This is a genomic window from Actinomadura sp. NPDC048021, assembly GCF_040653135.1.
Classification (GTDB): Bacteria; Actinomycetota; Actinomycetes; order Streptosporangiales; family Streptosporangiaceae; genus Spirillospora; species Spirillospora verrucosospora.
On the sequence record NZ_JBEZJQ010000015.1, the window covers coordinates 134,899 to 153,271 of the forward strand.

Annotated in this window: 22 protein-coding genes, 22 tRNA genes and 1 pseudogene; 16 read left to right on the forward strand and 29 right to left on the reverse strand. The window is 60.9% G+C overall.

Translation table 11 applies throughout. From position 1 onward, the window contains the following. Positions 1-45: 45 nt before the first annotated feature. From AB0C87_RS24990 to AB0C87_RS25130, 29 genes are all read right to left on the reverse strand, one after another. Positions 46-1,089: a hypothetical protein gene (locus AB0C87_RS24990; protein ID WP_360579761.1), complete on the reverse strand. Its 1,044-nt coding sequence runs from the start codon at positions 1,087-1,089 to the stop codon at positions 46-48. Between the two features lie 71 nt (positions 1,090-1,160). Beyond that, positions 1,161-1,748: a hypothetical protein gene (locus tag AB0C87_RS24995; protein ID WP_360579763.1), complete on the reverse strand. Its 588-nt coding sequence runs from the start codon at positions 1,746-1,748 to the stop codon at positions 1,161-1,163. A 95-nt stretch (positions 1,749-1,843) separates the two neighbouring features. Further along, a complete protein-coding gene (locus AB0C87_RS25000; protein WP_360579764.1) occupies positions 1,844-3,214 on the reverse strand; it encodes a phage portal protein in 1,371 nt (456 codons plus the stop codon). Between the two features lie 75 nt (positions 3,215-3,289). Further along, the gene (locus AB0C87_RS25005; RefSeq protein WP_360579766.1) at positions 3,290-4,891 is read right to left on the reverse strand and encodes a hypothetical protein; all 1,602 of its coding nucleotides are present in this window, start codon (positions 4,889-4,891) and stop codon (positions 3,290-3,292) included. Positions 4,892-4,902: 11 nt separating this feature from the next. Further along, positions 4,903-5,283: a hypothetical protein gene (locus tag AB0C87_RS25010; RefSeq protein WP_360579768.1), complete on the reverse strand. Its 381-nt coding sequence runs from the start codon at positions 5,281-5,283 to the stop codon at positions 4,903-4,905. Positions 5,284-5,377: 94 nt separating this feature from the next. After that, positions 5,378-5,448: transfer RNA gene (locus AB0C87_RS25015), tRNA-Glu, on the reverse strand. Between the two features lie 5 nt (positions 5,449-5,453). Beyond that, a tRNA-Gln gene (locus AB0C87_RS25020) sits at positions 5,454-5,524 on the reverse strand. Positions 5,525-5,529: 5 nt separating this feature from the next. Then, positions 5,530-5,601: transfer RNA gene (locus AB0C87_RS25025), tRNA-Gly, on the reverse strand. Positions 5,602-5,606: 5 nt separating this feature from the next. Further along, a tRNA-Arg gene (locus tag AB0C87_RS25030) sits at positions 5,607-5,679 on the reverse strand. 5 nt (positions 5,680-5,684) lie between these two features. Further along, positions 5,685-5,767: transfer RNA gene (locus AB0C87_RS25035), tRNA-Ser, on the reverse strand. Between the two features lie 4 nt (positions 5,768-5,771). Beyond that, positions 5,772-5,844 (reverse strand) — tRNA-Thr (locus AB0C87_RS25040). A 58-nt stretch (positions 5,845-5,902) separates the two neighbouring features. Beyond that, positions 5,903-5,990: transfer RNA gene (locus AB0C87_RS25045), tRNA-Ser, on the reverse strand. 27 nt (positions 5,991-6,017) lie between these two features. Then, positions 6,018-6,090, reverse strand: a tRNA-Ile gene (locus AB0C87_RS25050). 2 nt (positions 6,091-6,092) lie between these two features. Continuing rightward, positions 6,093-6,166: transfer RNA gene (locus AB0C87_RS25055), tRNA-Ala, on the reverse strand. 4 nt (positions 6,167-6,170) lie between these two features. Then, a tRNA-Leu gene (locus tag AB0C87_RS25060) sits at positions 6,171-6,245 on the reverse strand. Between the two features lie 4 nt (positions 6,246-6,249). Continuing rightward, positions 6,250-6,323, reverse strand: a tRNA-Asn gene (locus AB0C87_RS25065). A 36-nt stretch (positions 6,324-6,359) separates the two neighbouring features. Next, positions 6,360-6,433, reverse strand: a tRNA-Lys gene (locus AB0C87_RS25070). 81 nt (positions 6,434-6,514) lie between these two features. Then, positions 6,515-6,586 (reverse strand) — tRNA-Phe (locus AB0C87_RS25075). A gap of 1 nt (position 6,587) precedes the next feature. Beyond that, positions 6,588-6,663 (reverse strand) — tRNA-Cys (locus AB0C87_RS25080). 4 nt (positions 6,664-6,667) lie between these two features. Next, positions 6,668-6,740, reverse strand: a tRNA-Asp gene (locus AB0C87_RS25085). A 4-nt stretch (positions 6,741-6,744) separates the two neighbouring features. After that, positions 6,745-6,816 (reverse strand) — tRNA-Arg (locus tag AB0C87_RS25090). A gap of 2 nt (positions 6,817-6,818) precedes the next feature. Further along, positions 6,819-6,891: transfer RNA gene (locus AB0C87_RS25095), tRNA-His, on the reverse strand. A 2-nt stretch (positions 6,892-6,893) separates the two neighbouring features. Beyond that, positions 6,894-6,965: transfer RNA gene (locus AB0C87_RS25100), tRNA-Val, on the reverse strand. A gap of 5 nt (positions 6,966-6,970) precedes the next feature. After that, positions 6,971-7,044, reverse strand: a tRNA-Ile gene (locus tag AB0C87_RS25105). A 120-nt stretch (positions 7,045-7,164) separates the two neighbouring features. After that, a tRNA-Pro gene (locus AB0C87_RS25110) sits at positions 7,165-7,236 on the reverse strand. A 35-nt stretch (positions 7,237-7,271) separates the two neighbouring features. After that, positions 7,272-7,344, reverse strand: a tRNA-Trp gene (locus AB0C87_RS25115). Position 7,345: 1 nt separating this feature from the next. Next, positions 7,346-7,428 (reverse strand) — tRNA-Tyr (locus AB0C87_RS25120). A 165-nt stretch (positions 7,429-7,593) separates the two neighbouring features. Then, a complete protein-coding gene (locus AB0C87_RS25125; RefSeq protein WP_360579770.1) occupies positions 7,594-7,734 on the reverse strand; it encodes a hypothetical protein in 141 nt (46 codons plus the stop codon). Continuing rightward, complete coding sequence (locus AB0C87_RS25130; RefSeq protein ID WP_360579772.1) at positions 7,731-8,087, reverse strand: HNH endonuclease signature motif containing protein; 357 nt, start codon at positions 8,085-8,087, stop codon at positions 7,731-7,733. Before AB0C87_RS25130 ends, AB0C87_RS25125 begins: the two co-directional genes overlap by 4 nt. Before the next feature lie 736 nt (positions 8,088-8,823). Between AB0C87_RS25130 and AB0C87_RS25135 the strand changes: the two genes are divergently transcribed. The 16 genes and pseudogenes from AB0C87_RS25135 (at position 8,824) to AB0C87_RS25210 (ending at position 18,346) form a co-directional block, all read left to right on the forward strand. Next, positions 8,824-9,252 carry a hypothetical protein gene (locus AB0C87_RS25135; protein WP_360579774.1) on the forward strand — a complete coding sequence of 143 codons (429 nt, stop codon included), beginning with the start codon at positions 8,824-8,826 and terminating at the stop codon, positions 9,250-9,252. Positions 9,253-9,681: 429 nt separating this feature from the next. Beyond that, complete coding sequence (locus AB0C87_RS25140; RefSeq protein WP_360579776.1) at positions 9,682-10,473, forward strand: PD-(D/E)XK nuclease family protein; 792 nt, start codon at positions 9,682-9,684, stop codon at positions 10,471-10,473. A gap of 37 nt (positions 10,474-10,510) precedes the next feature. After that, the gene (locus tag AB0C87_RS25145; RefSeq protein WP_360579778.1) at positions 10,511-10,771 is read left to right on the forward strand and encodes a hypothetical protein; all 261 of its coding nucleotides are present in this window, start codon (positions 10,511-10,513) and stop codon (positions 10,769-10,771) included. Beyond that, on the forward strand, positions 10,768-11,061 hold the full coding sequence (locus AB0C87_RS25150; RefSeq protein ID WP_360579780.1) for a hypothetical protein: 294 nt from the start codon (positions 10,768-10,770) through the stop codon (positions 11,059-11,061). Before AB0C87_RS25145 ends, AB0C87_RS25150 begins: the two co-directional genes overlap by 4 nt. After that, positions 11,058-11,879, forward strand: coding sequence for a DnaB-like helicase C-terminal domain-containing protein (locus AB0C87_RS25155; protein ID WP_360579782.1), 822 nt, complete (start codon positions 11,058-11,060; stop codon positions 11,877-11,879). Before AB0C87_RS25150 ends, AB0C87_RS25155 begins: the two co-directional genes overlap by 4 nt. A 42-nt stretch (positions 11,880-11,921) precedes the next feature. Further along, on the forward strand, positions 11,922-12,344 hold the full coding sequence (locus AB0C87_RS25160; protein WP_360579784.1) for an endonuclease VII domain-containing protein: 423 nt from the start codon (positions 11,922-11,924) through the stop codon (positions 12,342-12,344). Between the two features lie 67 nt (positions 12,345-12,411). After that, positions 12,412-12,603 (forward strand): annotated as a pseudogene (locus tag AB0C87_RS25165) (CHC2 zinc finger domain-containing protein); the annotation flags it as partial. Positions 12,604-12,628: 25 nt separating this feature from the next. Then, positions 12,629-13,261: a hypothetical protein gene (locus AB0C87_RS25170; RefSeq protein ID WP_360579869.1), complete on the forward strand. Its 633-nt coding sequence runs from the start codon at positions 12,629-12,631 to the stop codon at positions 13,259-13,261. Next, positions 13,258-13,539 carry a hypothetical protein gene (locus AB0C87_RS25175; protein ID WP_360579786.1) on the forward strand — a complete coding sequence of 94 codons (282 nt, stop codon included), beginning with the start codon at positions 13,258-13,260 and terminating at the stop codon, positions 13,537-13,539. Before AB0C87_RS25170 ends, AB0C87_RS25175 begins: the two co-directional genes overlap by 4 nt. 14 nt (positions 13,540-13,553) lie before the next feature. Then, the gene (locus tag AB0C87_RS25180) at positions 13,554-13,727 is read left to right on the forward strand and encodes a hypothetical protein (RefSeq protein ID WP_360579787.1); all 174 of its coding nucleotides are present in this window, start codon (positions 13,554-13,556) and stop codon (positions 13,725-13,727) included. Further along, positions 13,724-14,203 carry a DUF3310 domain-containing protein gene (locus tag AB0C87_RS25185; RefSeq protein WP_360579789.1) on the forward strand — a complete coding sequence of 160 codons (480 nt, stop codon included), beginning with the start codon at positions 13,724-13,726 and terminating at the stop codon, positions 14,201-14,203. Before AB0C87_RS25180 ends, AB0C87_RS25185 begins: the two co-directional genes overlap by 4 nt. After that, positions 14,178-14,987, forward strand: coding sequence for a metallophosphoesterase (locus AB0C87_RS25190; RefSeq protein WP_360579791.1), 810 nt, complete (start codon positions 14,178-14,180; stop codon positions 14,985-14,987). The genes AB0C87_RS25185 and AB0C87_RS25190 overlap by 26 nt, the downstream gene beginning before the upstream one ends. Positions 14,988-15,054: 67 nt before the next feature. After that, on the forward strand, positions 15,055-15,735 hold the full coding sequence (locus AB0C87_RS25195) for a hypothetical protein (protein WP_360579793.1): 681 nt from the start codon (positions 15,055-15,057) through the stop codon (positions 15,733-15,735). A gap of 10 nt (positions 15,736-15,745) precedes the next feature. Further along, on the forward strand, positions 15,746-17,365 hold the full coding sequence (locus AB0C87_RS25200) for a hypothetical protein (RefSeq protein ID WP_360579795.1): 1,620 nt from the start codon (positions 15,746-15,748) through the stop codon (positions 17,363-17,365). Positions 17,366-17,373: 8 nt separating this feature from the next. Next, positions 17,374-17,700, forward strand: coding sequence for a hypothetical protein (locus tag AB0C87_RS25205; protein WP_360579797.1), 327 nt, complete (start codon positions 17,374-17,376; stop codon positions 17,698-17,700). 124 nt (positions 17,701-17,824) lie between these two features. After that, on the forward strand, positions 17,825-18,346 hold the full coding sequence (locus AB0C87_RS25210) for a hypothetical protein (protein WP_360579799.1): 522 nt from the start codon (positions 17,825-17,827) through the stop codon (positions 18,344-18,346). Positions 18,347-18,373 lie beyond the last annotated feature (27 nt).

The window sequence follows — 18,373 nt, forward strand, 5'->3', positions numbered from 1 at the left end:
CCTCCAAAAGAAAGGGGCCCCGAAGGGCCCCTCTCAAACATCAGATCAGGCAGTCGGCTTCGCGTAGTCACCCGCAACCACGAGCTGCTCAGGTCGGATGACCTTCGCGTCGTAGATCAGACGCGACTTCACAGCGGAGGTGAAGCCGTCCTCGGGGTTGTACGCAGCCATCTCCGCGTGAGGCATGACCAGCGAAACCGCGTTGATCGAGCCCATCAGCATGGAGATGTTCTTGGCGCCAGTGTGGTTACCCTTCACCAGCTTCTTGCCCGAGGAGGCCGAAGTGTTGGCGAGGATGTTCGACACGTACACCGGAACGCCGAGAATGACTCCGATGGAGCCAGTCGGCATCACTGGAGTTCCACCCCAGTTGGAGGCGTCCGTGAAGTTCGGGTCCTTCAGAAGGTTCGCCCGCACCGAAGGCGCGATGATCAGGTAACGGTCCAGCGGAGCCGAGACATTGTCCAGCTCAGTGACCATGTCCACAACGGTGTTGTAGACACCGTTCGCAGCCGGTACCGGAAGCTGCGTGACCGAGCCGTGAAGGTCAGTCAGCGCGTTGAACGCAGCCAGAGTCGTCGGGACCGTCTTGCTTGTGGTGGAGTTGAGGTCCTTGCCCTGAATCGCAGCCGTGATGGTCTGCGCAACCAGCGAGTCAATCGCCTGAGCAGTCACCCGGGCACGCTGGCGAACCAGGTTGCTCATCAGGTCAATTCCGGCCTGAGTCTGAAGCTGGTGAAGGCTGTCAGTCTCGAAACGGAACGAGCTGCCCTTCTGAACAGTGAGCTTGATGTACTCAAGCTCGGCGTGGTCCATCTCCCCGGCCGCGAAAGCGTCGTACGCCTTCTTGGTTCCGAAGTCCCTCACGGTGTCGAGGAAGTGAGGGATGTGAAGCACGTCGCCGTTACGGCGGAACTCGCCCTCATAGTTGCGGTTGGTGACCAGCGACGATCCCAGAATCAGGGAAGCCTCAAGGTCCTGAAGAAGCTGCGCAGTCCACAGCTCCGGAATGAACAGGTTGTCAGTACCCTGAAGCGGGTGCCCGACCTTGCTGTCCTTGAAAGTGCCGTTAGCAAACGCCTCGGCCATGTGGGTTCTCCTTTAGCGCATACAAAAAGGGCCCCACGATGTTTCGTGGAGCCCTGCAAAGGGGTCTGGGGTTAGTTGAGCTGTCCCTTCATGAGCGCATCGAGACGGCCCTCTTCACGGGCCTTCATGATCTGTGCGGCAGTCATGCCAGTGAGATCCTTGCGAGTGAGCTGTCCGGCGTTCGCATTGCTCTGTGCGCCGATATTCAGATCAGCCGCACTCTTCTCAAACTTGCGCTGCTTGCCCGAAAGGGAAGTCAGAAGGTCGAGGTTCGGCTCACCCTCAGGGGTGAAGACCTTGCTCGGGTCCAGGAGACCCAGAACCTCATCGGGGACGCCGGCCTTAGCGGCAGCGGCGGCAAGCTTCGTGTGCTTGAGCTGGTTCTCGTACTCAGCCATCGCGGCGGTACGGCCACGCTCCTCAGCCTCTCGAATGGCCAGTTCCGTCTCGGAAAGGTTGGCCTTCTCCAGCTCCTGAAGCTTGTCCCAGTTCTCCTTCTTCTTCTCCTCTTCCTTGCGGGCGAGGGACTTGTACTTCTCTGCCTTGCTCTCCAGCTCGGCAATCTGCGCAAGAGCCTCCTCCAGGGTCTGTGGACCCTTCGGCTCCTCGGTTACCGGCTCAGTCTCAACCTGCGTCTGCTCGGTCGACTGCTCACTCATAGGATCTCCATCTCGGAATAAAAAAGAAGACCCGGCATCTCGCCATTGGGTCTTCGTAGGTAGTGAGGGGTGAAGCGTTTGGTTAGCGGGCGTGCCTACTTGCTCGCCTTAGCCTTCTGTCGCTCAGTGGTGGCGTTGGCTGCTGGCTTTCCTGAGCCTGCGCCTTGTCCGCCTTGCTGGACTTCGTCTTCCGGCGGGCCGTACTTGTCGCGCCACTCGGCTTCCTGCTTGAGTTCATCTTCCTTCATCTCTGTGAATCGCTCGATCTGCTGCGGCGAGTAACCCGCCTCCTCCCAAAGCTGACGCTTCGGAACATCCAGCATTTCCTTTTCCTTGCCAAGGGCGTCAATGAGTGTCGCCCTCTGGCGGTGCTCAGGATCACCCCAAATGACCTCGGCGTCCCACGCCTCGGCACGAGGGTCATCCATCACCCGGAAAGCAAGACGCATAGCCTGCTCCCAGGACTCACCGAAATGAAGCATTCGCTCGCGAGCCTTAGCCACAAGGCCCGCCTCGGCGGCAGTAATCGACTCACCAGAAGGAGCCTGACCGCCATTCAGCAGGAAGTAATGAAACGGCACTCGGGACTGACTCGCCATGTGCTGGACGAGCATGTCAATGAGCTTGACATAATTACCGAGATCAGCAGCAGCGAACTGATCCGTGCCGACATTCTCTCCGTCGAAGGTGAGAATTCGGTCGACGTAGGCGCGGAGCATCGCCTGACGCTCCTCGTCGCTGTCCTCGAAAGGCTCAAGCCCGGTGATGATCCTCTGCGGGAAGGCCGCGAACTCGGACGCGACAATCGCGTCAGCGGAAACCTTGTTGATGGCGTCCTGCACAGGCAGGATCGCCGCCAGCTCAGAGAAAGGCTGCTGCTTCAGCCGCTTGCGGTTCAGCAGAGGGACGATCGGGACCACACCGAGCGGGTTGGGTGTGCGCTCGGGATCGCTCCAGTCGTTGGAGCCCTTGATGGACGTGTAAACGCCGTCAGGTAGCCACAGGGTCGAGTGGATCTCTCCCCAGTCGTCCTGGAACTCGCGGTAGCCGGCCTCGATGAGGCGGCGGCTCCCAGGTGCGTACTGGACGATGACCTCGTTGGCGGACTCGGGTGTGATGACAGGCTCGTCGTCGTCGTCACCCCAGACGATCAGGTAGGCCGAGCCCTGGACCATCGCGTCGATCATCGCCGCGTTGGAGTCAGCGTCGAGGTAGTTCTTCTGCCAGATGTTGAGGGCGTCCTGGTCGGCCTTCTCCTCGCCACCCATGCGGAAGCCCTTGACGGTCAGGCGCTCCGAGATGGAGTCGACAATCAGAGGCGCGAAGTTGTCCCGATAGCCTCGGAACATATCCCCGAAGATCTCGCGGAACTTCTCCTGAGCGTAGGAAAGGACGGTGTTCTCCGAGTCGTAGTACTCGGTGTACTTGCGGCCCTTGGCAGCCTGCACATGCAAGTTGCCGGACATGTAGTCAATCCACTCAAGTGGTGACTGCGGCTTCGTACGAATGACTAACCTCCTTTCTCTACTCGCTATCTACTATCAGTAAGTTCGCATTCGGGCCTTGCGACGGACCTTCATGCGTCCGTCCTCAATGGCGAGACCACGAGCCTCATAGGCGAGGACCGCCGCCATTGCGGCATCGATTTTCTTCTTGCTGTTCGGATTTTCCTTGGTGATGAGCAAACCCTGCGGAACCTCGTAGGTAACCGTGTTGATGATGTGGCGCGTCAGGTCGCTATTGCCGTCGTGGCAGATCTCTTGCGCGAGAACCACGGCAGTGTGGAAACGCTCGACAGCGGCAACCATCTTCTTGCGCTGCTGGGGTGGGAACTCGAAGACGATGTCTCGCCCATCCCTGTCCCTCTCCTTGAAGTCGAGGGCCCAGATTCCGACCAGGTTCTGCCAGTACGAGGGGTCGACGCAGATCCATTCGACCTTGTAGGTCTCGACGGCCTGACGCATCGCCTTGTCCACGAGGAACGTGTTGACCTGCCAGTCGTCGTCATGATCCGGCTTCTCCTGGAGGTGGATCAGGAACAGCTTTCCGTCCCGCAGGCGGGCGCCCACAATCGCTGTGGAGTCTGATCGGAGGCTGCCATCGAAGCCAATTGCGATCTGGTCGCCAGGCATGATCGGATCGTCAAGAGACAGGACGTCTTCCCAGTCGTACTTGTTGATCCAGTTGTCGGCACTCTCCGCGATCTGGTTGAGATAGAAGCGCCAGAACACCGCATTAGGTGTGAGGGGGTCCGTCGCCAGATCGACAAGCCCTTCAATCGGAGCCCAGTACGAGTCTCCGTAGGCTTCCTTGAGCGCCGCATACACGGCGTCGCGGTCGTTGAGGTCCTCTACCGGCTGGCCTTCACGGCAGTCGTAGAGCAGCTTCCCAGTGCCAGCCATGAACGAGTCATATGTGCGCTGGGCAACCGAATCCTCATTGGGATTAAAAGCATTGGTGGTCTGCATGAGGCGCGAGCCGGCGCGCATCGTCTTGTCGACGTTTCGCTGAAGAGTCTCGTAGACGTAGATTCCGCCGTTGCTGACAATCCAGTGATGCGTCTCGTCGCAAATTACGAAGGTCGGGCGAGCGCCCTCCAGGCCGCGAGAGCTGGACGCAACCGGCTCGATCCGACCCGGCTTACCGTCCCGGAACTGGATTCGCTCCTTGCCGATTTCGAGGTTGTAGATCTCCTCGGCCGGGCTCTCCGAGAGCATCCCTCGGATCATGTCCCGCGTGTTCGCGGTCTGCTCCAGGGACACGGCAGCGATCTGGACGAGGGGGAGCTGCACGGGGACGGCGATCGGTGTGCCGTCCTCAGCCCAACCCCCGAAGCGGCAGGGGCCGATGAACTCGATGATGGCCAGGGCTGCCAGCAGGGGAGTCTTACCCCAGCCCTTCGAGCGGCGAAGGGAGACCTTCTGGTACCTCCAGCGACCGTTCTTGTCGATGCTGTAGGCCCACAGGATGTAGCGCTTCTGTTCGGGGGTGAACTTCCAGGGCTGGCCGGCGTTCTCGCCGTCCGGCTGGACGATGTACGTCTCACACCAGCGGAGGATCGTGTATCCGAGCGTCTCGTAAGGCGTCGGCACACCCTTGGGGAGGTTGCCGGTCTGCGCATCCCAATCCGGGTTGTACGCCACCAGCTCACCTCCTAGTCGTCGTTCAGCTCCGCGTACAGTTCAAGGTCCGCCTCGATGGTGGGCGGGCCTGCTTCCTTGTCCTTCTTCTGCTGGTCCTTGAGGGCAGCCACCTTCAGCCGCATCCGGTCGCCGATCGTGGCGCCGAGGAGGCTCTCGCACTGCCGCAGCTCGGCTGCGACGAAGTGGGACCCGGTCTGGATGAACTTCTCGTGCAGCCGCGCCATGCGGCGGAGCGTCAGCCAGTCGGTAGGCATGAACCACTGCGCCTGCTCGCTGTCCGCCCAGACGTCGAAGTAGAGCTGGGTCTCAGCGGAGAACGAGCTGCGGTTCGGAAGCTTGGTCAGGCGCCGGTCGATCGGGCCGGCGTACTCCTCCAGGTGCGAGGTGTCCACCTTGTTGCGGCGAACCCTGGTCTCTGGGTCCTTGGGTATACGCCCTGGTCCCGCCATGCGACACCTCCCCTGTGTCCTAGATGAAAGAAGTAAGTAGCCCCGGCGGGAATCGAACCCGCTCCCCGAGATTGAGAGTCTCGTGACCTCCCGTTAGTCCACGGGGCCATGCGCTCCAGGACAAGGATTCGAACCTCAATTATCCGGTTCAGAGCCGGGCGTCCTACCGTTAGACGATCCTGGAATGGGAGCCTCATGCCGGACTCGAACCGGCATTTTCTGAGTGGAAGTCAGAAGTCGTTGCCTTTGGACCAATGAGGCTTGAGTCGGCCAGGCAGGACTTGAACCTGCACCTTGCGCTTTAGGAGAGCGACGCTCTGTCCATTGAGCTACTAGCCGATGGGCGGAGGATCAGGGATTCGAACCCCGGACGGTTTCACCCGCGACGCGCTAGCAACGCGCTGCCATACCACTTGACGAATCCTCCAGAGAGCCCCGTGTAGGAATCGAACCCACATCCTCTGCTTACAAGGCAGTAGCTCTAAGCCATTGAGCTAACAGGGCATGTGGCGGGTTTTTCCTCCCCCGTACCTTGACGTCTCAGGTACCGCCTGGGCCTCGTGCGGAAAGCGGAGGAGTTGAACCCCAATGCCGTAACATCCACCCGTTTTCGAGACGGGGACCGCAACCGACTGCGATGTCACTTTCCATAGAGGAAGACGTACGTCTTCCCGAAGTTGGCCATGTGGGAGTTGAACCCACGATCTCTCGCGTATCAGACGAGTGCTTTCACCACTAAGCTAATGACCAAGTGGAACCTCAGGGTTTCGAACCCTGTACCTCCGGCTTGCAAGGCCGGCGCTCTGCCAAATTGAGCTAAGATCCCGAAGTCCTCACTGAGGGATTCGAACCCCCAACGCGCAGGGTCTAAGCCTGCCGCCTCTACCAGATTGGGCTAAGTGAGGAAAGCTGACCATGCAGGACTCGAACCTGCGCCTCCCGGATTAACAGTCCAGCGCTCTGCCTATCTAAGCTAATGGTCAATGGTGGGCGCCGCCGCCTATCGCGGAGGAGCCCCGTAGGCCCACTAGGATTCGAACCTAGATCTCACCGGGTAAGAGCCGGTTACTTTATCCAATTAAGCTATGGACCCCTCACGGGCGTGCTGCCATTGACACCATCCCGGGTCGTAAGACCCGCAGGGCCGGATTCGAACCGACACCTCCCGCTTGTGTGTGTACCCCAGGGATCGAACCTGGACGCACCGGGCTTCAACCGGTTGCTCTGCCATTGGAGCTAGGCACACATGGAAGCGCTGACGGGATTTGAACCCGTACATAGCAGGGTTGCAGCCTGCTGCCTTCGCCATTCAGCCACAGCGCTTCGGCGATCCGTACCGGATTCGAACCGGCAACCTTCGGCGTGACAAGCCGATGCTCTAACCGTTGAGCTAACAGACCTAGGTACCCATCCCAGGATTCGAACCCGGATTCCGAGGTTCGTAGCCTCGTGCTCTATCCGTTGAACTAGATGGGCGGGGTGACCGGAGGGATTTGAACCCTCTCTTTCAGGATCACAACCTGATGTGCAAACCATTGACACTTCGGCCACAGTAGACCCTCCAGGATTCGAACCTGGGCACTCCTGTTTGTAAGACAGGTGCTCTCCCGCTGAGCTAAAGGTCCAAGAGTCGCGGACGCCTGGATTCGAACCAGGGGCTGTCGGGTTATGAGCCCGCTGCTCTGACCACTGAGCTACGCCGCGAAAATATGCCTTTATCTACACGCTGGCATTCACTCCCTTGTGCACCAAGGAGATGTCCCAGCCGCCTCGCCGCTCGTAAGTGATCAGCTTACGGATTCCACTTCCTCGATAAAGGCGTCGTATAGTCGGGGGGATTCGAACCCACATATTCCCGCTTCCAAAGCGGACCCATTACCTTTATGGTACGACTATTTGCCATGTGTATTGAGGGTCCACATGGAGACCAGCACGCCGGACAGGAGTTGAACCCATAACCTTCGGGGTTGGAACCCGCTGCTCTACCAGTTGAGCTACCGACGCATGGTGCGCAGGGCTGGAGTCGAACCAGCACAGCCAAGGGCGCCTGGTTTACAGCCAGGGCGACTCGCCAGTGTCTGCCTACGCATGTGCTCAGCTAGCCGACTCACACGCTGCGAGCTGAGCAAGAGTGGAGGGGGTCCCTCGCCGGGAGAGGAGGAACGAGGGACCCCGAGCCACGGGAGCTTGCCGGCAGGGGCCGGCTTGCCGACTGAACGCTCGAACCGTGGCCCTAGTTATGAAAGAAGGAAGTCAGCAGATCACTACCGGGGAGTCAGCGGGCGTCGCATCGACGTAGTCCACGTCGACCAGTCCGTAGTCTCGGTCATCGAGCATGACGGGTAGGTCGTCGTCCAGGCCCTCCAGGGCCTCGCGCAGCTCGCCAACGGTCATCGGGTCTTCCTCAGCTTCCTTGATCTCTCTCGGCCTCTTCGAGCCTCCTCTTGGGCCTTGTCCTGGTTGTGCATCTTGCAGAGCAGCCGGAGGTTGTCCAGCGTCCAGAGGCCGTGCTCGGCTACCGGGTTGATGTGATCAACCTCGGTACCGGGCTCGGTGCAGTCATCAATCTCGCAGAGACCCTTGGCTCTGCGGATGACCTTCTTGCGGAGGGTTGCCCAGTTGCCGGGCTGGTTGGCCTTCCAGCGCTCACGAGCGCCTGCGAAGGGCTTGGGGCGGCAGTCGTCGCAGTAGGCGCCACCCGTCGCTACGTTGTTGCAGCGGGCGCAGAGCTTTGGCGCTCTGTGCAACGAACACACCTCCCTCAACCAAACGAGCCAGCCTGTAAGGGCTGGCTCTCGTCTAACTAGTAGGACCAGCCTCTAAGGGCTGGTCCTTAACTAACTAGAGCTATCTAGTAGGAGCCCTTTGGGGGGCTCCCTTGATTACTAAGTTCTTGTCTCTTCGGTCGGTCGTTCGGAGCTTCGCTCCTCTCTCCCTCCTTGGCTTAATACAAGCTGTGTGACAAACGGCGATCCCGTCACACTCCCTCAGTGTGATCTATGTCACAGAGCCCAGAGTAATCGGAGGTACCCGCCGGTAAGTGACAGCCTGTGACGGGTTTTGGACCTCCCGAAGGCCGGTGAACCCCCTCGAACGCATGACCGATTGCTAGCTGAACGTTTGCTGAACGCCCCTGACCTGCAAGGGCCTCATGGGACGTTGAACGTTCATCTGAGGTTTACAGGGGTTTCCCCGGAGGTTGGAACGGTTCAATCCCCACCGGTTTCACCGGTTGTGACTGTCGTAGGGTCCATGCATACTCAGTGTCGTCACAATACGTAGGAACCTTGTGGAAGTGGGGTAGAACCTAGCCTGACCTGGGATGTCTTGATTTTTGAGTATAGGTTGAAGGCTGCAAGCAGCGAGAAGACAGCGGGTCGACAACCCGCTACTCTGAAGCCCAGAGCCACCTGCCAACCGGGCGGGGCCTGTCCAGGGAAGGTGACTTCCACAGTGAGACATCGGAGGATCACGCCTCATGAGTTGAGCGACCTCATTGACGCTGGCGAGAGCTACGAGACCATCGGGCAGATGTACGGCCTGTCGGCCTCTGGGGTCTTCCAGGCCGCGAAGGATTTTGGTCTCACCCGGCCGCAGCTTAGTCACAAGTGGGCTCTCCCTTGGACCCTGGCTGCTGAGCACAAGGCGAGCAAGGTTGCGAAGTACCTTCGGGACCTTTCGAGTCTTGCCCAGGGGAAGGAGATACGGGAGACCAACAAGGTCACCGCAATCAGGTGGGCCGAAGGACTCGTTTCGAAAGACCTCGACATTGACTACCGCAGGGATGAGCCCTCGAATGAGGAGAGTCCCGTTGGTGGGTTCTACAGCAAGCCGGCCTCTAAGGTTCCTGGAAAGTGGCACCTGAAGTCCGTGCTTGACAAGGCCAAGCGAGGTGTTGTTCAGAACCTCTAGGTCTGGGGGAAGGCAATGGGGCCTTCCCCCGGCCGTACCACCCCCCCGCAGTTTGGAGCACGTGCACATGTCCGTTCCAGTCAACTCGGTCGCGGCCCCTGTCTACGTTGGCCCCAGCGATGCGCTGGCTCCCGTGGACAGTCCTGAGTTGGATTTCGACAACGGCCTCAGTGGGGTCGTCAAGAGCCAGAAGTACGAGGACGGGACCCTCTACGAGGTCCAGGTCCCTGTCGGCTCTACCTATGATGCGGACCTGTTTGGGTACATTCCCGTGGGGGTGTGGCATGGCGTCCGTGAGACCCATGACGGACGCCTCCTCATCAGTGTATGGGCTCCCCTCAACTGATATACGTGCGGCTAGCCAAGAGCCGCATAGAGAGCACGTCGCCTACCGGGTGGCGTGCTTTCTTCTTTCTACAAGGAGGTGACGTGACGGAGGAGGATAAGGGACCAAGGCTTTCACCATCTCGACTCCAGACCTTTGCGAGCTGTAGTCATGCCTACTACCTCGAAAAGATCGTGGGTGCGCCGCAGCGGCAAGCCGTGTGGTTCATCCAAGGCACGGCGGTTCACGCCGGCATCGAGGCGTACGAGAAGTCGCATCGAACCCTGTCCGTCGACGGGGCCCTCGACCACTTCTACATGGCGTGGGGTCGTGAGCTACGGCTGGCCCAGGAGGAGCAGCCCGACGAGGACATGTGGATGGTCGGTGGCCGGCGCAAGCTCGCCACAGACATCGACAAGCGTCATGAGATGGGCGAGCAGCAGGTAGCCGACTACATCCTTCAGCACCCGGCAGACGGCCCGCTGAGGCCCGCTGAGATCATCCCTGGCGAGCCAGCGGTCGAGGTCGGTTTCCAGTTGGACTTCGACGGCTTCCGAGTCATCGGGTACATCGATTGCGTTTTTGAGGACCAGAACGGGTTGTGGTTCCCGGTCGACTGGAAGACCGGTTCCAAGCTCCCAGTTGACCCCTACCAGCTCGCTACCTACGGGGTGGCGCTGGAGGAGCTAACGGGGGAGAAAGTCCCGTGGGGTGCCTACTGGGACTGTCGGAACAACGAGCTGGTGACCAAGGAACTGACCAACTATCCGAGGGAAGTCGTCGGCGAGTGGTACAGACGGTTCCACGAGGGTCGCAAGAACGACATCTACCTTCCCAACCCTGGTGAGTCGTGCTTCACCTGCACGGTGCGGCCGGCTTGCCAATTCGCCGCTTAGTAGCAAGTAGACAGTAAGTATAGAGAGGAACTTTCTTATGTTCACCAACACCCCCTTCGGCCTGGAGGACGACCCGGAAGCCATCGCGATTGCGGAGGCTTCAGCCAAGCTCAAGGACACGATCGACTTCGTCCCGAATGGTCACGAGGACCTGAAGCCCTACTTCCTGGACATCTCCATGACGCTGGTGTTCAGCATGGCCCGGATGGGCGGCAGTACTGAGGGCATTGTGGACGTCCTCAACCACGTCGAGAAGATCGTCCGCGACGTTTACAGCCGCCTGGAGGTGCGACTTTGAGCGCCAAGACCGCCGCATGGCACGAAGTCCATGGTCTCGTCTCCTTCTCCTTCTCACCCTCCAACGCGGAGGCCATCACTGATGGCGTCTACGAGGCCATCAAGAGTGAGGTCCTGCGGGGGCGTGTAAACGACTCGCCTAGTGTCCGGGTGCTGGAGTCCTGGCGGGGGAAGGCCCGCGAGGAGTCCGAGTACGAGTTCTACTGGCCTAGGTACATCACCGGATTGCCTGAGGTGGACCTGACGAAGTTGGCTCGCGACTACCAGGTGATCGTCCTGGGGGCAGATTGAGCCTCTTCCAGCTTGGTTCAGCGCTCCGGTACAACAAGTCGTCCGGTGAGGCCCTGGACAACCCGTGGAAAAGCCTGACAGCCGCCACGGCCACGTTCCGCAAGCCCCAGCTCGTGCTGATCGCAAGTGCCCCTGGCGGCGGTAAGAGCGCCCTGGCGCTCAACCTCGCCGTCCGCAGCGGGGCATCGTGCATCTACTTCAGCGCGGACTCGGGGCCCAGGACGCAGCTCGTCAGGTCCATGGCCATCACCACCGGCCGGGAGACGTCAGAGGTCGAGGCCGCCATGGAGCGCGGCTACACCTTCGACAAGGAACTGCACGCCCTACGCCGCATCTGGTGGGAGTTTGACGCCGGCCCCAGCCTGGACACGATCGATGAATCGATCCTGGCGCACGGCTATCTCGGCTCCTATCCCGACATGTGCATCATCGACAACCTGATGAATGTCGACCCGGGCGATTCCGAGGGTAACGAGTTCAAATCTCTGGAGAACATTCTCCTTTTCGGGCTAGAGCTTTCCCGCTCTAAGAACATGTGCGTCGTGGTCCTCCACCACCTGACGGGTGAATATGAGGACGGACGTACACCGCCACCCCTTTCCGCGCTTCGAGGAAAGGTCGGCAAGGTTCCCGAAATGGTTCTGACGCTTTGGCGCGCCTCGGACGATCTGGACGAGGCTCTCGGTCAGGACAAGATGGGTGTCGCCATCGTCAAGAATCGTGACGGGATTGCAGATCCCTCGGCGATGTACTCCGTTGAGCTGGACATGAATTTCGCTCGGATGTCCATTACCGACAGCGGCCTACTGGTCGCATGATAGGAGCTGAATTGGTTGCCACGTAACGGATATCGGGAGTGCATGAAATGCGGCAGGAGTCGAGCAGAACGGTTCTTCACATCTTCCAGAGGGCGAACCTGCGAGACCTGCCGTAAGCGGAACAGGTCCAAAGCTGCACACGAGAACCGGGTAGTGGCCACCTACGGGCTCAGAAGGGGCGAGTACGACAAGCTCTTTAAGGCCCAGGGTGGCGTCTGTGCCATCTGTAGCCAGCCGCGCAAGCAGAGGCTATCCGTGGACCACGACCACAAGACGGGCCTTGTCCGTGGACTCTGCTGCCGGATGTGCAACGGCAAGCTACTCACCTCAGCCCGGGATAACCCCGAGACCCTGAGGGCCGCAGCGGATTACCTGGAAAACCCTCCAGCGCTCGTCATTCTTGGTGAGCGCCATTTCCAGGGTGATGATACGCAAAAGCCCCGAAGGCGTAAAAGGAGGAAGTAATGTCCGGAGGTTGGGCCTTGTTCTTCGCCGCGTTGGTCGCATACGCCGCTTTCTGTCTGAGGTCCTAATGGACATCGAGGATCTGCCGATCGTCCCAATTCTGGAACACTACGGCGCTGATCTCCCGGACCCCGCACCGGGAGATTGGTGGACTTCGGTCGTCTGCTGCTTTCACGACGACACAAGGCCCTCAGCCTCGTACAACGAATTTGCTTTCAACTGTTTCAGTTGTGGAGTGAAGGGCGATGCAATTGCGCTGATTATGAGAGAGGAGGAAATGGACTTTGCTGGTGCCGTCGAGTTCGCAGAGAGAATTCTTGGAGAAGGCATCAAGAAAGTACAGCGACGAAATCACGCAGGACGCCGTCGAGTATCTGACGGGACCAAAGCGAGGGCTAACCGAGGAGGCAATCGAGCGTCATCGCCTGGGGGTCGTCGCCGACCCTCTTCCGGGCCATGAGACCTACCGGGGTTGGATCACCATTCCGTACCTGACCGCGTACGGGGTAACGACCATCCGGTTCCGGAGGCTCGGTGACGGGACGGGGGACAAGTACCTGACCGTCGCAGGTGACCCGGTGAGGATCTACAACCCCGAGGCACTACAGCGCGGGACGCGGGCGATCTGCCTCACCGAGGGCGAGTTCGACTGTGTCGTGGCTGAGATGTGCGACATGCCTTGCATCGGGCTCCCCGGAGCCCAGTCCTGGCAGCCCGCATGGAGCCGCCTCCTGGAGCAGTACGACGCCGTCTTCTTCCTCCAGGACGACGACGACGCCGGCCGCACCATGGCCAAGTCGCTCGGCAAGCCTCTTCGAGGCAATCTCCGCACAATCGTCATGGACGGCGGAGACGTCACTTCTTTCTTCCTTGAACATGGCAGGGAGGCTCTCAGAGAAAAGGTGCTGGGCAAGTGAAAATGGAATTCGATGGGGACCTCACCCTAGAGGACATGGCTGACCTCTTTGAGGCCATGGGGTGGGAGTACGCAGTCCCCGGCTGCTACGGAGTGCCCGACGAGATCGAACTTCAGAAGCAGATCTTCCGCATGTACCGAACGATGGAGGAAGACGACCTGGACTACCTTCACAACGGCCGGATCGCGCTCGTGCGAGACGGCGAGGTTGGGAACGCCTTCCAGGTTCTGATCACAGCGGGGTACCTGTACGTGGGAGAGGAAGTGGAGATTCTTTGATGCATACTGTCTCGTTGCGAGCTGAGGTCGATCTTTCTGACCTGACTCACGAAATGGCGTGGGACATCGAGGACTCGGAACTGGTCCGGTTCGTCGTGGAACTCGCGGATGCGGTCGATGATCCGCAGTTCACGCATGGCGTCATTTCTGAACTGGTGGAGCTTCATGCGAAGCAGGAGGGTAAGTGAACGACTACAAGCCGGGCCAAACCTACCGGGCCCAGGACGATTCTCACTGGAAGGTGGACGACGAAGGCTGTCTTCGGTTGAGCCTTGGCAACGGGTCCACTTCGATCTTCCAGGACGAGCCTGCGGCGGTGGAAGACCAGATTGGACCACTGGAGTTGGTGGAGACACCCATCACGATTCCGGGCCTCGGCACGGCCGAGCAGCCCGTGAAAGATGGGCTGGTTCACTTCCCGGCTGCCCCCAAGAAGTCGGACCCGATCAACCACCCATCGCACTACGCCGATGGCTGGTCGAATGGTGCGGAGGTCATTGACCTCGTGGAGCACCTGCGCTTCAACCGGGGTGCGGCAGTGAAATACCTGTGCCGTGCCGGGAAGAAGGGTGGCCCCGAGAAGGAGCTGGAAGACCTGAGAAAGGCTCAGTGGTTCGTCAACAGGGAGGTGGAACGACTTGCAGCGAGTAGTGGTCATCAGTGACCTTCAGATCCCGTACCACGATCGACGGGCGCTGAAGAACGTCGTCCGATTCATCGGCGACTACCAGCCCGATGCGGTCTACCAGATCGGGGACCTGAACGACTACGAGACCCCGTCGCGGTGGAACCTCGGCACGAAGCTGGAGTACGCCCAGCGGGTTAAGTCGGACTCTGAGGTCACCAAGCGGGAGTTCCTCGCCCCCATCCGGGAGGTGTACGAGGGGGTCTTCAAGGTCTTCGAGGGCAACCACGACCTGCGCCCGCGAACCTACCTGTCCGACAAGGCCCCGGCCCTGGCCGAGTTCTCCGACGACCTTCACTTCGCCAAGCTGCTCGACTTCGAGGAGTTCGGCGTGGAGCTGGCGGCCCCGTTCACCAAGCTCGGCCCCAACACGGTCGGTATCCACGGCCACGAGATCAAGGGCATGAGCCAGATCGCAGGCACCACGGCGTACAACCACGCCCAGAAGGCCGGCGCGAACATCGTCATGGGCCACACTCACCGGCTCGGCATCCGCCGGGGCACAACCGGCAACGTCACCACGGGCTTCATCACCCGGTGGGGCTTCGAGGTCGGTCACCTCATGGCGCCCGAGAAGGCCCAGTACCTCGGGCCTGGTGCGGTGGCCAACTGGCAGAAGGGCTTCGGCCTCCTCTACGTGGGCCAGCAGGACGTGAGCCCGGTCGAGATCGACGTGCACCGAGACGGCAGCTTCGTCGTTGAAGGCGAGCGCTACGGCGCTCTCAAGCGCGGGCCCGGAGGGAAGTTCGCCGTCGCCGCGTAACAGTAAGTAGACAGCAAGTAGAGAGGACTGCATGTTCACTAGCGCGACTACCGATGAGGTGGTCCAGATGGCGGCCCAGGCGGGCCGCAAGATCGCCCGAGAGTACCCGGGCATCGAGGCAGAGGACATTGCCTTCGAGGCCCTCACCCGCCTGTACGAGAGCGCGGAGAGGCTCCGTGGAGCCACCAAGGACTACCTCTACGGCGTCCTGGAAAGCGAAGGACTCAAGTACGCCGCCAAGGAGCGGTACGACTACATCCTCTTCTCCAGCCAGTACGTTTACACGCCCCGCGAAATCAAGGCGATCCTGGAGCACGCCTACTACGACCCAACGGCACGCGACGTGCCGACCCGAAAGGACGACTGGCTCTCAGCCGAGATCGGTCCTGGCACTGTCGGAATCTCCCTCGTGGACATCGACATCGCCATGGAGAAGATCAAGCCCAGCTACCGGTCGATCCTGGAGCGTCGATTCCTGCACGGTGAGGACGTCCACCGGGAGACGGTTGCAAGGGCCGTTGAATCCCTGACGCAGGTCGTGAATCGGCTCGTCAACCGCAAGGGCTTCTCCAACGACGGTCCTGGTTCTCGTACGGCCCTGAGCAACGGCAAGGCCCAGTACGTCACCCGATCTGAGTCCGGGATGGAAACCAACCCCCACGAAGTGGACGCCGTCCGGCAGCTCCAGAAGGAGCGACTCCAGGAACGGAGTGACCCGCCCGGCACTCACTTCAACTGGAACAAGTGAAAGAGAGTACGTGACTAACGCGAACGAATTCGGCTCTCTAGCCGAAGCCATCTACAAGCAGAAGTACTCACTGGACGGAAGGGAGGAGTGGGCGGACACCGCGAGGCGAGTCGTGGATCACGTCATGCGCCCCTACCTCCCCGAGCTGGCCGACGAGATGACGCAGGCCATCATCGACAGGAAGTTTCTTCCTGGAGGCCGATACCTCTTCGCCGCCGGTAAGCAGCTCCACCAGACGCAGAACTGTCTCCTGCTGAGCGTCGAGGACTCCCGCGAGGGCTGGGCTGGCCTGATGCGCCGGATCACCTCCGGCCTGATGTCGGGTGCGGGTATCGGAGTCGTCTACTCCAAGCTCCGACCCAAGGGCGCGTACATCAACGGGACCGGTGGCGAGTCCACAGGCCCCATCGCCCTCATGCAGATGGTCAACGAGTCGGGACGGCACATCCGCCAGGGCGGTGCCCGTCGTAGCGCCATCTGGGCTGGTCTCCACTGGAACCACCCCGACGTCTTCGAGTTCATCCGGCTCAAGGACTGGCCCGACGCCATGAAGGCCGCGAAGGAGGCCGACTTCGACGCGCCGGCCACCATGGACGGCACGAACATCTCGGTGATCCTGGACGACCTCTTCTTCGAGGCGTACCAGGACCCGGACCATGCCGATCACCAGCTTGCCCACGACGTCTACGACGAGACCGTTCGTCACATGCTGGAGACCGGAGAGCCCGGCTTCTCCGTCGACGTGGGCGTGAACGCAGGCGAGCACCTCCGCAACGCCTGCACTGAGGTCACCAGTCGGGACGACAACGACATTTGCAACCTCGGCTCGCTGAACCTCTCCCGCATTGAGTCACGCGAGGAGATGGCGCGGCTGGTCGAGCTGTCGACCGCGTTCCTGCTCTGCGGCTCGCTCTACAGCCTCGTCCCGTACAAGGAGGTGGACGAGACCCGCACCAAGAACCGGCGGCTCGGCCTCGGCCTCATGGGCGTCGGTGAGTGGTACGCGGTCCGTGGCAAGCCCTACGCCCCCGACGAGGACCTGGGGGAGTGGCTGGACGAGTACGAGAAGTCCGGCGAGTACGCCAACCACTACGCGGATCGCCTCGGCGTCTCCCGCCCGGTGAAAACCCGAGCGATCGCGCCGGCCGGGACCATCAGCATCATCGCCGAGACCACGTCCGGCATGGAGCCGATGTTCGCCCCCGCCTACAAGCGGAGGTACGCCAAGGGCGACACGTGGGTGTACCAGTACGTGATCGACAGCGCCGCGCAGCGCCTCGCGGATCGGGGCATCGACCCCGACTCGGTCGACTCGGCCTACACCCTCGCCCAGGACCCGGCGAAGCGACTGCGGACGCAGGCGTGGCTTCAGACCTATGTCGACCACGGCATCAGCAGCACGATCAACCTCCCCGCTCCGATGGAGCAGAACTTCACGGACGAGGAGTTCGGCCAGATCCTCATGGGCTACCTGCCGTACCTGCGCGGGATCACTGTCTACCCGGACGGTGCCCGTGGCGGACAGCCCCTCACCGTCGTGTCTTATGCCGAGGCCAAGGATTGGGTCGGCGTGGAAATCGAAGAGGTCGGAAACGAGTCCGCCTGTGTCGGCGGAGTCTGCGGAATCTAAGGAGCGAAATGGGTTACAACCAGCCCGACATCTACGAGAACCCCGAGCGCTTCGGCCTGGAGATCGTTGGCGATCTGGCATTCGAGCACGGGTACGAGTACGACATTCTCGTGGTCTTCCGCGAGAAGGACACCGGTCGGATCGGTGTCGCCCGTGACTCGGGTTGCTCTTGCAACTCGCCCTTCGAGTACTACAACAACGTCGAGGACATCGAGTTCGATGAGCCCTGGCGAATCGCGCTGAGGATTCAGGAGCAGGCGAACGCCGCGAAGGACTACCGCGATTTCTCCGACAACGACGTGGTTCACCTCATCGACAAGGTGGTAAACGCCTGATGGCTTCTTCCCGAGACACCCAGGACGCAGTGACCGGCTGCATCATCATCACCGCCCAGGCTGCGACTTTCCTGATCGCAGTGACTGCCTTCGTTCTTTCCATCATCGCTCTCTGAGGAGATACGTGTCCAACAACCCCTTTGAGACCGGCAACGACGCCCCTGCCGACCCGTGGTCGGCCCCAACCCCCAACGCCCCGGAGGCCCCTGTGACCGCTGCCCCTGTTTCCGCCGATGTCAAGCACCCGTTCTCGATCAAGCTGACCCTGAAGGCCGCTGACGGCTTCGATGCCGAGTGGATCAACCCGTGGGTGTCCGGTGCCACGGCTGACGAGGCTGCTCTGAACACGGTGGCCATCCTGAACGCGCTTGCCAAGCACGGCGTGATCGACAAGACGGCCAACGCTGCCCAGTACACCCGTGAGCAGTACAAGGGTGAGCGCCGGCCCCGTGGCGGTGGCAACGGTGGCGGTGGCCAGCGCGGCAACTCGCAGACGACCACGGCCCCGCCGCCCGGTGTCGCGCAGCAGTCGTGCAAGCACGGCCCGATGGAGTTCAAGACCGGCACCAGCAAGAAGGGCAACGCCTACAAGGTGTGGTCCTGCACCGACCCGGACGACCAGTGCAAGGGCATCTTCGTCAAGTAGGAGCAAGTAGACAGTGAGTAGAGAGCG

Excerpts from the sequence above, each read along its gene's own strand:
- AB0C87_RS25205 (WP_360579797.1), top strand. The coding sequence starts at position 17,374 with ATGGGTTACAACCAGCCCGACATCTACGAGAACCCCGAGCGCTTCGGC.
- AB0C87_RS25125 (WP_360579770.1), bottom strand. The coding sequence starts at position 7,734 with ATGACCGTTGGCGAGCTGCGCGAGGCCCTGGAGGGCCTGGACGACGAC.
- AB0C87_RS25145 (WP_360579778.1), top strand. The coding sequence starts at position 10,511 with ATGTTCACCAACACCCCCTTCGGCCTGGAGGACGACCCGGAAGCCATC.
- AB0C87_RS24990 (WP_360579761.1), bottom strand. The coding sequence starts at position 1,089 with ATGGCCGAGGCGTTTGCTAACGGCACTTTCAAGGACAGCAAGGTCGGG.
- AB0C87_RS24995 (WP_360579763.1), bottom strand. The coding sequence starts at position 1,748 with ATGAGTGAGCAGTCGACCGAGCAGACGCAGGTTGAGACTGAGCCGGTA.
- AB0C87_RS25160 (WP_360579784.1), top strand. The coding sequence starts at position 11,922 with ATGAAATGCGGCAGGAGTCGAGCAGAACGGTTCTTCACATCTTCCAGA.
- AB0C87_RS25195 (WP_360579793.1), top strand. The coding sequence starts at position 15,055 with ATGGCGGCCCAGGCGGGCCGCAAGATCGCCCGAGAGTACCCGGGCATC.
- AB0C87_RS25000 (WP_360579764.1), bottom strand. The coding sequence starts at position 3,214 with ATGTCCGGCAACTTGCATGTGCAGGCTGCCAAGGGCCGCAAGTACACC.